Source organism: Streptomyces lydicus (assembly GCF_000717345.1).
GTDB lineage: Bacteria > Actinomycetota > Actinomycetes > Streptomycetales > Streptomycetaceae > Streptomyces > Streptomyces lydicus.
On record NZ_JNZA01000008.1, the window covers coordinates 280403 to 295748 of the forward strand.

11 protein-coding genes are annotated in these 15346 nt (G+C 72.2%); 9 read left to right on the forward strand and 2 right to left on the reverse strand.

Annotated features, from left to right (window positions below; genetic code table 11):
* Positions 1-32: 32 nt before the first annotated feature.
* Positions 33-1121: a branched-chain amino acid aminotransferase gene (locus OO62_RS09620; RefSeq protein ID WP_033266851.1), complete on the forward strand. Its 1089-nt coding sequence runs from the start codon at positions 33-35 to the stop codon at positions 1119-1121.
* 82 nt (positions 1122-1203) lie between these two features.
* On the opposite strand, the gene OO62_RS09625 is transcribed toward OO62_RS09620, so the two are convergent.
* The gene (locus tag OO62_RS09625; RefSeq protein WP_033266852.1) at positions 1204-2649 is read right to left on the reverse strand and encodes a cytosine permease; all 1446 of its coding nucleotides are present in this window, start codon (positions 2647-2649) and stop codon (positions 1204-1206) included.
* 267 nt (positions 2650-2916) lie between these two features.
* On the opposite strand from OO62_RS09625, the gene ureA reads away from it, so the two are divergent.
* From ureA to cimA, 7 genes are all read left to right on the forward strand, one after another.
* A complete protein-coding gene (gene ureA / locus OO62_RS09630) occupies positions 2917-3627 on the forward strand; it encodes an urease subunit gamma (protein WP_033266853.1) in 711 nt (236 codons plus the stop codon).
* Complete coding sequence (locus OO62_RS09635; RefSeq protein ID WP_051732924.1) at positions 3624-5312, forward strand: urease subunit alpha; 1689 nt, start codon at positions 3624-3626, stop codon at positions 5310-5312. Before ureA ends, OO62_RS09635 begins: the two co-directional genes overlap by 4 nt.
* A gap of 44 nt (positions 5313-5356) precedes the next feature.
* Positions 5357-6397 (forward strand): agmatine deiminase family protein, encoded by a 1041-nt coding sequence (locus tag OO62_RS09640; protein WP_033266854.1) that lies wholly within the window; start codon positions 5357-5359, stop codon positions 6395-6397.
* Positions 6398-6431: 34 nt separating this feature from the next.
* On the forward strand, positions 6432-7049 hold the full coding sequence (locus OO62_RS09645; protein WP_033266855.1) for a TetR/AcrR family transcriptional regulator: 618 nt from the start codon (positions 6432-6434) through the stop codon (positions 7047-7049).
* Positions 7050-7129: 80 nt separating this feature from the next.
* Positions 7130-8461 (forward strand): MFS transporter, encoded by a 1332-nt coding sequence (locus OO62_RS09650; protein WP_033266856.1) that lies wholly within the window; start codon positions 7130-7132, stop codon positions 8459-8461.
* 98 nt (positions 8462-8559) lie between these two features.
* Positions 8560-9939: a S28 family serine protease gene (locus tag OO62_RS09655; protein ID WP_051732927.1), complete on the forward strand. Its 1380-nt coding sequence runs from the start codon at positions 8560-8562 to the stop codon at positions 9937-9939.
* A 284-nt stretch (positions 9940-10223) separates the two neighbouring features.
* Positions 10224-11870 carry a citramalate synthase gene (gene cimA, locus OO62_RS09660; protein WP_180290200.1) on the forward strand — a complete coding sequence of 549 codons (1647 nt, stop codon included), beginning with the start codon at positions 10224-10226 and terminating at the stop codon, positions 11868-11870.
* A 107-nt stretch (positions 11871-11977) separates the two neighbouring features.
* Here the strand turns inward: cimA and OO62_RS09665 are convergent, their stop codons facing one another.
* A complete protein-coding gene (locus OO62_RS09665; protein ID WP_033266857.1) occupies positions 11978-12586 on the reverse strand; it encodes a YceI family protein in 609 nt (202 codons plus the stop codon).
* A 257-nt stretch (positions 12587-12843) separates the two neighbouring features.
* Here OO62_RS09665 and OO62_RS09670 point away from each other — a divergent pair, with 257 nt between their 5' ends.
* The gene (locus tag OO62_RS09670; RefSeq protein ID WP_033266858.1) at positions 12844-15267 is read left to right on the forward strand and encodes a polysaccharide lyase 8 family protein; all 2424 of its coding nucleotides are present in this window, start codon (positions 12844-12846) and stop codon (positions 15265-15267) included.
* Positions 15268-15346: the final 79 nt, after the last annotated feature.

Here is a 15346-nt window from a genome sequence, read left to right on the forward strand (position 1 = left end):
GTATCGGAACACGCAGTGAAGGACACGCATACATGACGACGCCCACGATCGAGCTCAAGCCCTCCTCGCACCCGCTGTCCGCAGCGGAGCGGGAGCAGATCCTGGCGGCCCCCGGTTTCGGCCGCCATTTCACTGATCACATGGTGACGATCAAGTGGACGGAGGGCCGCGGCTGGCACGACGGACAGCTCGTGCCGTACGGACCGCTCTCCCTCGACCCGGCGACCAACGTCCTGCACTACGCACAGGAGATCTTCGAGGGCCTCAAGGCGTACCGCCAGCCCGACGGCTCCGTCGCCACCTTCCGCCCCGACGCCAACGCCCGGCGCTTCCAGTCCTCGGCCCGCCGCCTGGCCATGCCGGAGCTGCCCGTCGAGACCTTCATCGAGGCGTGTGACCTGCTCGTCCAGCAGGACAAGGACTGGGTGCCGGCGCACGGCGGCGAGGAGTCGCTCTACCTGCGGCCGTTCATGATCGCCACCGAGGTGGGCCTCGGGGTCAAGCCCGCCAACGAGTACCTCTTCGTGGTCATCGCCTCGCCGGCCGGCGCGTACTTCGCCGGTGGCGTCAAGCCGGTCTCCATCTGGCTGTCGGAGAACCGCGTGCGGGCCGTCCCCGGCGGTGTGGGCGACGCCAAGACCGGCGGCAACTACGCCGCGTCGCTGCTCGCGCAGGCCGAGGCCGCGGTGCACGGCTGCGACCAGGTCGCCTACCTCGACGCCGTGGAGCACAAGTGGGTCGAGGAGCTCGGCGGGATGAACCTCTACTTCGTCTACGGCGACAAGATCGTCACGCCCACGCTCACCGGCTCCCTGCTCGCCGGCGTCACCCGTGACTCCCTGCTGTCCGTCGCCCGCGACCTGGGCTACACCGCGGAGGAGGGCCGGGTCTCCATCGACCGGTGGAAGGCCGACACCGAGAACGGCACCCTCACCGAGGTCTTCGCCTGCGGCACCGCCGCCGTGATCACGCCGGTCGGCACGGTCAAGAGCGCGGGCGGCGAGTGGAACCAGTCCGGCGGCGAGCCGGGCAAGGTCACGCTGAAGCTGCGCGAGGCGCTGCTGGACATCCAGCGCGGCATCACCGAGGACGAGCACGGCTGGATGCACCCCCTGGGCTGATCCGCCCACCGGGCGTGCCCCGGACATGACCGAGGCCGCCTCCGACGTGTGTCGGGGGCGGCCTCGGCGTCGCGGCGGGGCGTCAGCCGACCTCCGCGGGCGTCTCCGGCGCGACGGCGGGCGAGACGGTCCGCAGCGCCGGGACCGGCCGCGGGTCGCGGGCGGTGAGCGCCAGGTAGGCCACGCCGGCCACCGCCGCCGCCAGCAGGAAGCTGATGTCGATGCCGCCGGTGTACGGCAGCAGCGGCCCCTGGTAGAAGGGCGTGTCCACGCCCATCAGCCCGACCGCGGAGCCCAGCGCCCAGGCGACGGTGGCCTGGACGTTCCAGCCGGCCTTGTACCAGTACACGCCGCCCCGGGTGCCGCGGTTGTAGACCTGCAGCGACTCCGGGTCGTACGCGCCCCGGCACCGCAGGAAGCCGATCACGGTGATCACCGCCCACGGCGTGCCGATGGCGGTCATCAGCAGCACGAACGAGGTCATCGCGTCCTGCGCCGCCCACAGAAAGTGGCCGGCGTAGACGAGCGCGGTCGCCACGGCCGCGACGACGTACGTGGCCTGGGTGCGGGTCGCCCGCGGCAGGATCGCGTCCAGGTCGAGGCCCATGCTGTAGAGCATCAGGCCGGAGTTGCCCACCGAGCCGGCCGAGGCGTTGGCCAGCAGGAAGACCAGGTACCAGAAGGGGGCGCCGGCCACCAGCGGGCCCGCGTAGTCGTCACCCGCCCCGACCGCGAGGGCGCTGAAGGTGCCGAAGAGCTGCGGCACCAGCAGTCCCGCCACCAGGCCGAGGTAGGTGGCGGCGAAGACCTTCTTCGAGGAGTGGCGGCGGGGCGAGATGTAGCGGCTGTAGTCGCCGAGCAGGGTGATGAAGGCGATCGGGCCGCTGAGCCCGGCGGAGACGGCCGCCAGCAGCCAGGTCTGCCAGAAGCCGCCCAGCGCGTACGAGGTGCCGGGCACCGGCGCGGTGGTGAAGTGCTGCGCGTAGGCGAACACCCCGACCGCGAGCAGCACCGTAAGACCGACGGAGAGCACCTTGCTCATCCGCAGCAGCACCCGGTAGCCGTACACCGCGCCCACGGCCGTACAGCCCGCCAGCACCGCGTAGACGACGGCGTACGACGCGCCGCCGGCCGGCAGGCCGACCAGGCGGTGCAGACAGCCGACCATGGCGTCGCCGCCGACCCACAGGGTCAGCGCGGTGTAGCCGAGCGACAGCAGCAGGCCGATCACCGAGCCGATGAGCCGCCCGCGCACGCCGAAGTGGGCGCCGCTGCTGGTCGAGAGGTTGGTCGCGCTGCGCAGCGAGACCAGCGCGAGCGGGGCGGTGAGGACCGCGCCGACGAGGGTGCCGGCCGCCAGGGAGCTGACCGAACCCCAGAAGCCCAGGCCGAACGAGACCGGTAGCCAACCGAAGATCACCACGCCGAGAGCGAGGTTCGATCCGAGCAGGATCGAGATCAGGTCGCGGGGACCGCTGGTGCGCTCCTCGTCCGGGATGGTGTCGACTCCGCGTTGTTCGATCGGCATGAGGCTCCCCTGAGAGGCCGGACAACAGTGTGTGAGCAGTGCTCTGCGTGCAGTGCTCCGAGAGGTGGGGCGGTGCCCGTGACGGGCGGGGCCCGGGCCCGCGGCCGCTGTGGGGCCGCCGGCGAGATCATTTGAGCGGTGCTCTATTCACCGCTTATTTAGAACAGCGTTCAATGTCGCTCATCCCAATGGCTCAGGTCAATGCTTTCGTGTTGACTGATTTCATGGTTAGAGTGATGCTCTAATCGAGCTGGAAGGTGTGACGGGATGCGGCTGACTCCGACGGAACGCGACCGGCTGCTGCTGTTCGGCGCAGCCGAGCTGGCGCGGACGCGCCGGGCCCGCGGACTGCGGCTGAATGTGCCCGAGGCGACCGCGTTGATCGCGGACACAGTCTGCGAGGCGGCGCGGGACGGGCGCCGCCTCGCTCAAGCCATCGAGGCGGCACGCAGCGTGCTCGGCCCGGACGATGTGCTGCCGGGCGTGGCCGACGTGGTCACCGAGGTGCATGTGGAGGCCGTCTTCGACGACGGCTCCCGGCTCGCGGTGGTCAGCGATCCGATCGGCGCGGGTGCGCCGGCCGCGGCGGCCGAGCTGGCCGCGGCGCCCGCGCCCGGCGCGGTGCTCCCCGGCCCGGCGGACCCGGAGCGCGAGCCCGCGGTGGTGCTGACCGTGCGCAACACCGCGGCGGTGCCGATCAGCGTCACCTCGCACTTCCACTTCTTCGAGGCCAACCCGCGGCTGGAGTTCGACCGCGCCGCCGGGTACGGCATGCGGCTGTGCGTGCCGGCCGGCTCGTCGGTGCGGTTCGACCCCGGCGGCAGCGCGGAGGTCGGTCTGGTGCCGATCGGCGGCGACCGGATCGCGATCGGATTCGCCGGTCTCGTCGACGGCCCGCTGGACGCGCCGGGCGCGAAGGAAGAAGCGCTGCGGCGAGCCGTCGCCTGCGGCTACCTGGGAGCGGAGGAGCAGGCATGACCATCGACCCTCACGAGTACGCGTCGGTGCACGGCCCGCGGGCCGGCGACCGGGTGGTCCTCGGCGACTCGGGCCTGGTCGTCCGGGTCGAGTCGGACGCACAGAAGCCCGGTGACGAGTTCCTGGCCGGCTTCGGCAAGACCGCCCGCGACGGGCTGCTGCTCAAGGCCGCCGCGGTCCGCGAGACCTGCGACGTGGTGATCAGCAACGTCCTGGTCATCGACGCGATCCAGGGCATCCGCAAGGTGTCCATCGGCATCCGCGAGGGCCGGATCCACGCGATCGGGCGGGCCGGCAACCCCGACACCCTCGACGGTGTCGACGTGGTCGTCGGCACCGGCACCTCGATCGTCTCCGGCGAGGGCATGATCGCCACCGCCGGCGCCGTGGACACCCACGTCCATCTGCTCTCGCCGCGCGTCATGGAGGCGTCGCTGGCGTCCGGCGTCACCACGATCATCGGCCAGGAGTTCGGCCCGGTCTGGGGCGTCGGCGTCAACTCGCCCTGGGCACTGGGGCACGCCTTCGGCGCCTTCGACGCCTGGCCGGTCAACATCGGCTTCCTGGGCCGCGGTTCCTCCTCGGGCGACGCCCCGCTGGTCGAGGCGCTCGCCGAGGGCGGCGCCTGCGGCTTCAAGGTGCACGAGGACATGGGCGCGCACGCCCGCGCCCTGGACACCGCGCTGCGGGTCGCCGAGGACCACGACGTCCAGGTCGCCCTGCACAGCGACGGCCTCAACGAATGCCTCACCGTCGAGGACACCCTGCGGGTCCTGGACGGCCGCACCATCCACGCCTTCCACATCGAGGGCTGCGGCGGCGGGCACGTCCCCAACGTCCTGAAGATGGCCGGCGTCCCCAATGTCATCGGCTCGTCGACCAACCCCACCCTCCCCTTCGGGCGGGACGCGGTCGCCGAGCACTACGGCATGATCGTCTCGGTCCACGACCTGAAGACCGACCTGCCCGGTGACGCCGCGATGGCCCGCGACCGCATCCGCGCCGGGACCATGGGCGCCGAGGACGTGCTGCACGACCTCGGGGCGATCGGCATCACCTCCTCCGACGCGCAGGGCATGGGCCGGGCCGGCGAGACCGTCCGCCGTACGTTCGCGATGGCCGGCAAGATGAAGGCCGAGCTCGGTCCGATGGAGGGGGACGGCCCGCACGACGACAACGCCCGGGTGCTCCGCTACATCGCCAAGCTCACCATCAACCCGGCCCTCGCCCACGGCCTCTCGCACGAGATCGGGTCGATCGAGGTCGGCAAGATGGCCGACATCGTGCTGTGGAAGCCGCAGTTCTTCGGCGCCAAGCCGCAGCTGGTGCTGAAGTCCGGCTTCCCCGCGTACGGCGTCACCGGCGACCCCAACGCCGCCACCGACACCTGCGAACCGCTGGTGCTCGGCCCGCAGTTCGGGGCACACGGCGCGACGCCCGCCGAGATCTCGGTCGCCTTCGTCGCGGCCGCCGCGGTCGCGCAGGGCGGCGACCACCTGCCCACCCGCCGCCGCCGGGTCGCCGTCCGCGGCACCCGCGGCATCGGCCCGGGCGACCTCGTCCACAACTCCCGGGTCGGCGACGTCCAGGTCGACGGGCGCAGCGGACTGGTCACCCTCGACGGCGACCCGATGCGCTCCGAGGCGGCCGAGACCGTCTCGCTGTCCCGGCTCTACTTCCTGTGACCCGCCCCGCCCGCCCCTTCGGCCACGACCCTGAGGACCCCCGCATGAACACCCCTGCCGCCGACGGCTTCCGCATGCCCCCGGAGTGGGCCCGGCACGAGCGCACCTGGATGGCCTGGCCCGGCCCCAACTTCACGTTCGGCGAGGAGGGCGGCGAGACGCTGGCCGAGGCCCGTACGGCATGGGCCGCCGTGGCCCGCGCGGTCCGCCGGTACGAGCCGGTCACCGTCGTGGCCGGCCCCGGCCAGCTCACCGGCGCCCGCGCGCTCCTCGGCGACGACATCGACGTCGTCGAGCGCCCGCTGAACGACGCCTGGATGCGCGACATCGGCCCCACCTTCCTCACCGACGGCAAGGGCAACCTCGCCGCCACCGACTGGGTGTTCAACGGCTGGGGAGCCCAGGAGTGGGCCCGCTGGGAACTCGACGAGAAGATCGCCGAGCAGGTCTCGGCGCTGGCCGGCGCCCGCCGCTACGCCACCCCGCTGGTCAACGAGGGCGGCGGCATCCACATCGACGGCGAGGGCACCGTCCTGCTCACCGAGACGGTGCAGCTCGACCCGGGCCGCAACCCCGGCCGCACCCAGGAAGAGGTCGAGGCCGAGATCCACGCCCACCTCGGCACCACCAAGGCGATCTGGCTGCCGCGCGGCCTGGCCGCCGACTACGGCCAGTTCGGCACCCGCGGCCACGTCGACATCGTCGCCGCCTTCGCCCGCCCCGGTGTCGTGATGGTGCACACCCAGCCGAACCCGGACCACCCCGACCACGCCATCTGCAACGAGATCGTCAAGCTGCTGCGCGCGTCCACGGACGCCAGGGGCCGGGAGCTGGAGGTCGTCGAGATCCCCGCGCCGACCGTGATCGAGGAGCACGGCGAGCTGGTCGACTACTCCTACATCAACCACTACCTCTGCAACGATGGCGTGGTGCTGTGCGCCTTCGACGATCCGCGCGACGAGGAGGCGGCCGCCATCTTCCGCCGGCTCTTCCCCGGGCGGACGGTGACCCTCGTGGACGCCCGTACGATCTTCGCAGCGGGTGGCGGTATCCACTGCATCACCCAGCAGCAGCCGTCGGCCTGACCACCAGGCCCCGTCCAGCGACCCGGAGGTCCCCGTGCCCGGTCCCGTGCGCCGTCCCCGGCGCCGGCTCAGCCAGCCCCGTGAGCAGGTCCTCGCCGCCGCTATGGCGACCATCGCGGAGGAGGGCCTGGACCGGCTGACGATGGCGGGGCTGGGCCGCGAGGTCGGCATGAGCAGCGGCCACATCCTCTACTACTTCGGTACGAAGGACGAGTTGCTGCTGCAGACCCTCCAGTGGAGCGAGGAGCAGCTCGGTGCCGAGCGCCGGGCCGCCCTCTCCCGCCGCGACCCCGCCCGGGAACGCCTGGAAGCGCTGGTCGACCTCTATCTCCCCGAGGGCCACCGCGATCCGCGCTGGACGCTGTGGCTGGAGGTGTGGAACCGCTCGCAGAACGCCGACGAGGAGACCCGCGAGCGCCAGCTCGACCTGGAACTCGCCTGGCACCGCGACCTGGTGGCCCTCCTCGTCGAAGGCGCCTCGAAGGGCGAGTTCCGGCCGGTCGACGCCGAGCGCTTCGCCACCCGCCTGCGGGCGCTCCTCGACGGCTTCGGCACCCACCTCGTGGTCGGCCTGCCGGGCACCGACCGCGAACAGGTCCGGACGCACATACGCGACTTTCTGGACGAGTCGCTCAGCGTCCCGCGTCCGTGACCACAACGCACTCAAGTACGCGCGATCGTTGCCGACGCGGCTCTTGCCGAAGGCCCCCCGGTCCGAGACCGTGATCGGCTATGGGACGAGAGCAATGGAAGAAGATCTGGGTCGGCTCGGCCGGCAACATGGTCGAGTGGTTCGACTGGTTCGTCTACGCCAGTTTCGCGGTCTACTTCGCCGATGCGTTCTTCCCGAAGGGGAATGACACCGCCAACCTCATGAACACCATGGGGATCTTCGCCGTCGGCTTCTTCATGCGACCGGTGGGCGGCTGGGTGCTCGGCCGGGTCGGCGACCGGCGGGGCCGCAAGGCCGCGCTGACGCTGACCGTCACGCTGATGTCCGCCTCGGCGATCCTGATCGCGATCGCGCCCACGTACGGCGTCGCCGGCTACGGCGGGGTGGCGGTATTGCTCCTCGCCCGGATGCTGCAGGGGCTCTCGGTCGGCGGGGAGTACGCGGCCAGCGCCACCTACCTCACCGAGGCGTCCGCGCCCGGCCAGCGCGGCTTCGCCTCCAGCTTCCAGTACGTGTCGATGACCGCGGGGCAGCTGGTCGGCCTCGGCCTGCAGATCGTGCTCCAGCGCACGCTGTCCGAGGACGCGCTGCACAGCTGGGCCTGGCGGATCCCGTTCATCATCGGCGCGCTCGGCGCCGCGATCGTCTTCTACCTGCGCCGCAACATGCTGGAGACCGAGGTCTACGCCCAGGACGAGGGCGCCCACGCCGACCCGGCCCGCGGCACCCTCAAGGCGCTGCTGGCCCACAAGCGCGAGGCGTTCCTGGTCATCGCGCTCACCATGGGCGGCACCGTCGCGTACTACACGTACACGACGTACCTCACCAAGTACCTCTCGGGCAGCGCCGGGATGGCCAAGCCGACCGCCTCGCTGGTCAGCTTCTGCGCCCTGTTCCTGTTCATGTGCCTCCAGCCGCTGGCCGGGAAGCTCTCCGACCGGATCGGCCGGCGGCCGCTGCTGATCACCTTCGCGGTCGGCTCGACGTTCCTCACCGTGCCGATCATGACGCTGCTCAAGCACGCCGGCAGCTTCTGGCCGGCCCTCGGGCTCTCGCTGCTGGCCCTGGTCGTGGTCACCGGCTACACCTCGATCAACGCCTGTGTGAAGGCCGAGCTGTTCCCCACCGGCATCCGCGCACTGGGCGTCGCCCTGCCGTACGCCATCGCCAACGCGCTGTTCGGCGGCACCGCGGAGTACGTCGCCCTGTGGTTCAAGGACGGCGGCATCGAATCCGGCTACTACTGGTACGTGGCGGGATGCGCGGCCGTCTCGCTGATCGTCTACATCACCATGCGGGAGACCCGCACCATCGATCTGCACCGGGTCGGCGCCGAAGCGGATCCGGCCACCGGCCCGGTGGTGCCCGGCCGGGCGGCCGTCGCCGACTGAGCGCGCCACCGCGGGCATGCGGCCTCCCCCACCCGGGGGAGGCCGTTCCCATGAGCGGGGGATCCGCGGCCCGGTGCCGGGCGGCTTGGCTGGGTGGCATGAGGAAAACGAGGCACCTGCTCATGCCGCTGCTGCTGGCCGGGCTGCTGGTCCCGGCCGCCGCGTCGCCGTCCGTGGCCACCGCCCGGCCCGCCGCGGCACACCCGGCCCCGCCCCGCACCGCCGCCACCGACATCCGCGCCAGGATCGCGGCCGTCCCCGGAATGCGGGTGGTCAAGGAGAACCCCGCGCCGACCGGCTACCGCTCCTTCGCGCTCGCCTACCGCCAGCCCGTCGACCACCGGCACCCCGGCCGGGGCAGCTTCGAGCAGCGGCTGTTCCTGCTCCACCGGTCCACCGACCGGCCGATGGTGCTCCACACCGGCGGCTACGACCTCGACTTCCAGGACCCCGCGTCCCGTGCCGAGCCGACCCGGCTCCTGGACGGCAACCAGATCAGTGTCGAGCAGCGCTACTTCGGCACCTCCCACCCCCGCCCCACCGACTGGACGAAGCTCGACATCCGGCAGGCCGCGGACGACCACCACCGGATCGTGCAGGCGCTCAGAACGGTCTACCGCGCCGCGTGGATCTCCACCGGTGCCAGCAAGGGCGGTATGGCCACCGTCTACCACCGGCGCTTCCACCCGCACGACGTCGCCGGCTCCGTCGTCTACTCGGCGCCGAACAACACCGACGACACGGACGACACCGCCGAGGACCGCTTCCTGGCGGGGATCGGCACCCCTGAGTGCCGCGCCGCGCTCACCGCGCTGCAGCGCGAGATGCTGGGCGCCCGGCGGACGGAGATGGCGGGCCGCGTCGCACGGGAGGCCGCCGGCCAGGGCTTCACCTTCCACACCGTCGGCAGCGCCGACCGGGTGCTGGAACTCACCGTGCTGCAACTGCCGCTGCGCTTCTGGATGCACCGGGGAGGGGCGGACTGCGGCAGCGTTCCCCGGCCCACGGCCGGCGCCGACGCGCTGTACGCCTGGTTCGACGGGGAGATGCAACTGGCGGGCTACAGCGACTACTGGCTCGCCCGCGAAGGCGCCTCCTACTACCAGCTCGGCACCCAGCTCGGCTTCGTCGACCTCGCCGCCCCGCAGCTGGCCGGCCTGCTGCGCCATCCGGGCATCCAGTCGATGCGGACGTACGTACCGCGCAGCATCCCGCTGCGCTTCCAGCCCGGCGCCATGCCCGACATCGACCGCTGGGTCCGGAACCACGGAAGTGAGCTGCTCTTCGTGTACGGCGAGAATGACCCCACCCGGGCCGAACCGTTCCGTACGGGGCCGGGCAGCCGGGACGCGCACGTCCGTCTGGCGCCGGGCGCGGGCCACCTCACGAGCATCGCCCAGCTGGCGCCCCGGGACCGGGACCGGGCCACCGCCGCGCTCCGCCGCTGGGCGGGCGTGGACAGTTCGCCCGAATGGTGAGACCGCCGGGTGCGCGGTGCGTCCGATATGGCACACTGCGGACCGTGCTCTCGTTCGCCATGATTATTGGCAGCAGGCGCGCCGGTCCGCAGTGACCGCCCCGTACGACCCGAGTACGGCGCGGCCACCGTCGTCCCAGACCCGCGCGCAGACCTCTCGCACCCGCGAGAGGTTTTTTCGTTTCCGGCCCACACCCCACCGGACGCGGAGCGCGAGGGAACATGGAGGGACGGTGGAACCGGTCATTCCGGTAGACCGAGATCCCCGACAGGAGCCAGACCAGCATGACGGACGCACACTCAGCCCACCCGGTGCCGACGCCCGACCCCCGCCCCGCCGGCGCGGTGTCCGACGACTTCCACGTCTTCGACACCACCCTCCGCGACGGCGCGCAGCGCGAGGGCATCAACCTCACCGTCGCCGACAAGCTGACCATCGCGCGGCACCTCGACGACTTCGGAGTGGGCTTCATCGAGGGCGGCTGGCCCGGCGCCAACCCGCGGGACACCGAGTTCTTCCAGCGTGCCCGCGCGGAGATCGAGTTCCGGCACGCCCAGTTGGTCGCGTTCGGCGCCACCCGCAAGGCCGGCGTCCGCGTCGAGGACGACCCCCAGGTCGCCGCGCTCCTGGACTCCGGGGCCCCGGTCATCACGCTGGTGGCCAAGTCCCACCTGGGGCACGTCGAGCTGGCGCTGCGCACCACGCCGGAGGAGAACCTCGCGATGGTGCGGGACACCGTCGCGTACCTCCGTGACCGGGGCCGCCGGGTCTTCCTCGACTGTGAGCACTTCTTCGACGGCTACGCGCTCGACCCCGGGTACGCCAAGCAGGTCGTGCGCACCGCGAGCGAGGCCGGTGCGGATGTGGTGGTGCTCTGCGACACCAACGGCGGGATGCTGCCGGCGCAGATCACCGCGGTCGTCCGGACCGTCCTCGCGGACACCGGGGCGCGGCTGGGCATCCACGCCCAGGACGACACCGGCTGCGCGGTCGCCAACACCCTGGCCGCCGTGGACGCCGGCGCCACCCACGTCCAGTGCACCGCCAACGGCTACGGCGAGCGGGTCGGCAACTCCAACCTCTTCCCGGTGGCCGCCGCGCTGGAGCTCAAGTACGGGCGCCGGGTGCTGCCCGAGGGCAAGCTCGCCGAGACCACCCGGATCTCGCACGCCATCGCCGAGGTCGTCAACCTCACCCCCTCCACCCACCAGCCCTACGTCGGCGTCTCCGCCTTCGCGCACAAGGCCGGGCTGCACGCCTCCGCCATCAAGGTCGACCCGGACCTCTACCAGCACATCGATCCGGCGCTGGTCGGCAACACCATGCGGATGCTGGTCTCCGACATGGCCGGCCGCGCCTCCATCGAGCTCAAGGGCAAGGAGCTGGGCTTCGAGCTGGGCGGCGACCGCGAGCTGGTCGGCCGGGTCGTGGCCCGGGTCAAGGAACGCGAGCTGGCGGGCTACACGTACGAGGCCGCGGACGCCTCCTTCGAGCTGCTGCTGCGCGAGGAGGTGCAGGGCAAGCCGCTGCGCTACTTCAACGTCGAGTCCTGGCGGGCGATCGTCGAGGACCGCCCGGACGGTACGCACGCCAACGAGGCGACCGTGAAGCTGTGGGCCAAGGGCGAGCGGATCGTCTCCACCGCGGAGGGCAACGGCCCGGTCAACGCCCTGGACCGGGCGCTGCGGGTCGGCCTGGAGCGGATCTATCCGCAGCTGGCCACGATGGAACTGGTCGACTACAAGGTCCGCATCCTGGAGGGCGCCCTGGGCACCGGCTCGATCACCCGGGTCCTGGTCTCCACCAGCGACGGCCGGGGCGAGTGGTCCACCGTCGGCGTCGCGGAGAACGTCATCGCCGCGTCCTGGCAGGCCCTGGACGACGCGTACGCGTACGGCTTGCTGCGGGCGGGGGTCGACCCGCAGGAGTAGCCACCGGCCTTCAACTTTCCCCCAACGGGAGGGAACGGGCCGGGGGGCCTTGGCTGTGGACTGCTTCGCTTTACGTCCACAACCAAGGCCCCCCGGTCGGCCAACGGCTACGCCTTGACCGCGGAGATGTCGAAGCTGAGCTTGACCTTGTCGCTGACCATGACGCCGCCGGCCTCCAGTGCCGCGTTCCAGGTCAGGCCCCAGTCGGAGCGGAGGATCTCGGCGCTGCCCTCGAAGCCGACCCGCTGGGCGCCGTAGACATCGGTGGCCGAGCCGTTGAACTCCAGGTCGATGGTGAGCGGCTTGGTGACGCCCCGGAGGGTGAGGTCGCCGGTGATGCGGTAGCGGTCGCCGTCCACGCGCTCGGCGGCGGTGCTGCGGAAGGTCATCTGCGGGAAGTTCTCGGCGTCGAAGAAGTCCGCACCGCGCAGATGGGCGTCGCGGTCCGCGATGCCGGTGTCGATGCTCGCGATCTCGATGTCCAGGGAGGCGGCGGACCGGGACGGGTCGGTGCCGTCCAGGGCGAGCGTGCCCTCGTAGGCGCCGAACGTGCCGCGGACGTTGGTGACCATGGCGTGCCGGACGGTGAAGCCGATGCTGCTGTGGGCCGGGTCGATGGTGTAGTCGCCGGTCAGCGCGGCGAGCGCGGGGTCCGCCTCGAGGACGGCGGCGGGGGCGGCGGTCTCGGCGGTGCGCTTGCGGGTGAACAGAGCCATGGCTCCTCCTCAGGACGGGTGCTGCGGACAGCAGGTGGTTTAACGTTCAACGACATCGCCAGCGTAGCGGTATTTAGTTCAATCTTCAACCTCTCTCGAAAAAAGGCTTCCGGGAGGGGGTGCCGGGCTCGGCCGGACGGGTGGTGGGCGGCGTTGCGGCGCGGTCATTGCCGTGCCGCGAGGGGTCGTGCTAGACCATCGGAAACTCCCAAGTGCGCAGCGCCACACCCCAGTTGACGCCATGGAGAGGACCGATCGTGCCGACCGAGCCCGCCCCGTCCGTCTGGTCACGCCGAGGATTTCTCACCGTCTCCACCGCGAGCGCACTCGCCCTCGCCGCCGTCCACCCCGCGTCCGCCGCCCCCCTGCCCGCCGCCGGTGAGGTGTACGACACCCTGCGCAGTCGCTGGTGTGCGCTCACCCTCGGCGCCGGCTTCGACGCCGCCGCCCCGCCGTACGCCGCCGCCCTGAAGGAGACCGGCGACCTCGCGGACACCTTCCGGGCCGGCATGCGGCCGACCGCCGGCTCCCTCTGGCCCGACTGCCGCTACGACTCGTCCTCCGGCATCACCCAGAGCTACGGCCGGCTGAACACCATGGCCCAGGCGTACGCGCAGCGCGGCACCGGCCGTACCGGCGACCCCGGCCTCGCCGACGCCGTCCGCACCGGCCTCGATCACCTCGACGTCACCGTCTACAACACCGACACCACCCGTTACGGCAACTGGTGGGACTGGCAGATCGGCAGCCCCAGGCTGCTCCTCGACACCCTCGCGATCCTGGACGAGCACCTGCCCGACGGCGGTGGCCTGCCCGGTGACCTGCGCACCCGCTGCCTGGCCGCCGTCGACCACTTCGTCCCCGACGCGATGCTCGGCGACTACACCGGCACCAGCACCGGCGCCAACCGCGTCGACCTGTGCCGGGTGGTCGCCCTGCGCGGCATCCTCGGCCGGTCCCCGCAGAAGATCGCGCTGGCCCGGGATGCCCTCTCGCCGGTCTTCCCGTACGTCACCAAGGGCGACGGGCTCTACGCCGACGGCTCGTTCGTCCAGCACACCTGGGTCGCCTACTCCGGCACCTACGGCTACGTCCTTCTGGACGGCCTGGGCCGGCTGTTCGCCCTGCTCGACACCTCGCCCTGGCAGGTCACCGACCCGGCCCGGCAGATCGTCCTCGACAGCGTCGAGCACGCCTACGCCCCGCTGCTCTTCAACGGGCTGATGATGGACAGCGTCAACGGCCGTGCCGTCAGCCGCGGTTACCTCCGCAGCGACGAGCGGCGGATCCTGCGCAGCGACCACTTCCACGGGCATGCGCTGATCGCCGCCGTCGCCCTGCTCGCCGAGAGCGCGAGCCCCGCCGAGCGCACCCGCTGGCACGCCATGGTCAAGGGCTGGGCGGCCCGCGACCGGACGCTCGCGGTCCTCACCGACCGGCAGTACGCCGTCGCCGACCTGGCCCGGCTGCGGAAGATCGCCGAGGGCCCGGTGCCCGCCGCCCCCGAACCCGTCGGCCACCGGCTCTTCCCGGCCATGGACCGCGCCGTGCACCGCCGCCCCGGGTGGGCCGCCGGCCTCGCGATGGCCTCCGACCGGATCGCGTACTACGAGAACGGCAACGGCGAGAACCCGCGCGGCTGGCACACCGGGGCCGGAATGCTCTACTGGTGGGGCGCCGACTTCGGCGGCGACCAGTACACCGACGCCTTCTGGCCCACCGTCGACCCCTACCGGCTGCCCGGCACGACCGTCTCCACCAAGCGGCTCGCCGACAACGAGGGCGGCGGCTGGGGCGAGCCGAAGCCCGCCGCCCGCTGGGTCGGCGGCACCACCGACGGCGAGTTCGCCGCGATCGGCCAGGACCTGCGCGGCCTGTCCTCGACGCTGACCGCCCGGAAGTCCTGGTTCGCGCTCGCGGACTGCGTGGTCTGCCTGGGCTCCGGCATCACCGCCCGCGACGGGGTGCCCGTCGAGACCGTCGTCGACAACCGCTGCCTGGGGGAGGACGGCACCCAGGCGCTCACCGTCGACGGCGTGCGGCAGTCCGGCGCGCTCGGCCGCACCACCTGCTTCCGCCGCGCCCACTGGGCCCACCTCGCCGGCCACGGCGGCTGGGTCTTCCCCGGCGGCGCGCCGCTCACGGCGCTGCGCGAGGCCCGCACCGGCTCCTGGCACGACATCAACACGACCTCCTCCACGGAGCCGTTCACCCGCCGCTACCTCACCCTCCGGCACGACCACGGGACCGACCCGGACGGCGCCCGCTACGCCTACCTCCTCATGCCGGGCGCCACCCCCCGCACCCTCGCCGCGCGGGCCGCCGACCACCGCTGGCTGACCGTGCTCGCCAACGACGAAGGGCGGCAGGCGGTCGCGGTCGACCCGCTCGGCGTAACGGCCGCCAATTTCTGGCGGGCGGGCCGCGCCGGAGCCCTCATGAGCAGCGGCCCGTCGAGCGTCCTGGTCCGCGAGGAGCGCGACCGCCGGACCGCGCGGCTGTGCGTCGCGGCCCCCGAACGGTCCGGCGATACGCTGGAGATCACCTGGTCGCGGCCGGTGCGCGCGGTCCTCGCCCACGATCCGGCGGTCGAGGTGCTGGCCACCGGGCCGGCGCTGCGGCTGCGCCTCACCCCCGGCACCGGCTGTGCCACCCACACCTGCACGTTCCGGACGGGCTGAGCGGCCCCCGCCCGGCCTACCGGACACGACAACATCACAGGGTCGCGTTTGTCGGGCCTCTACAGACGGACGGGGCCGG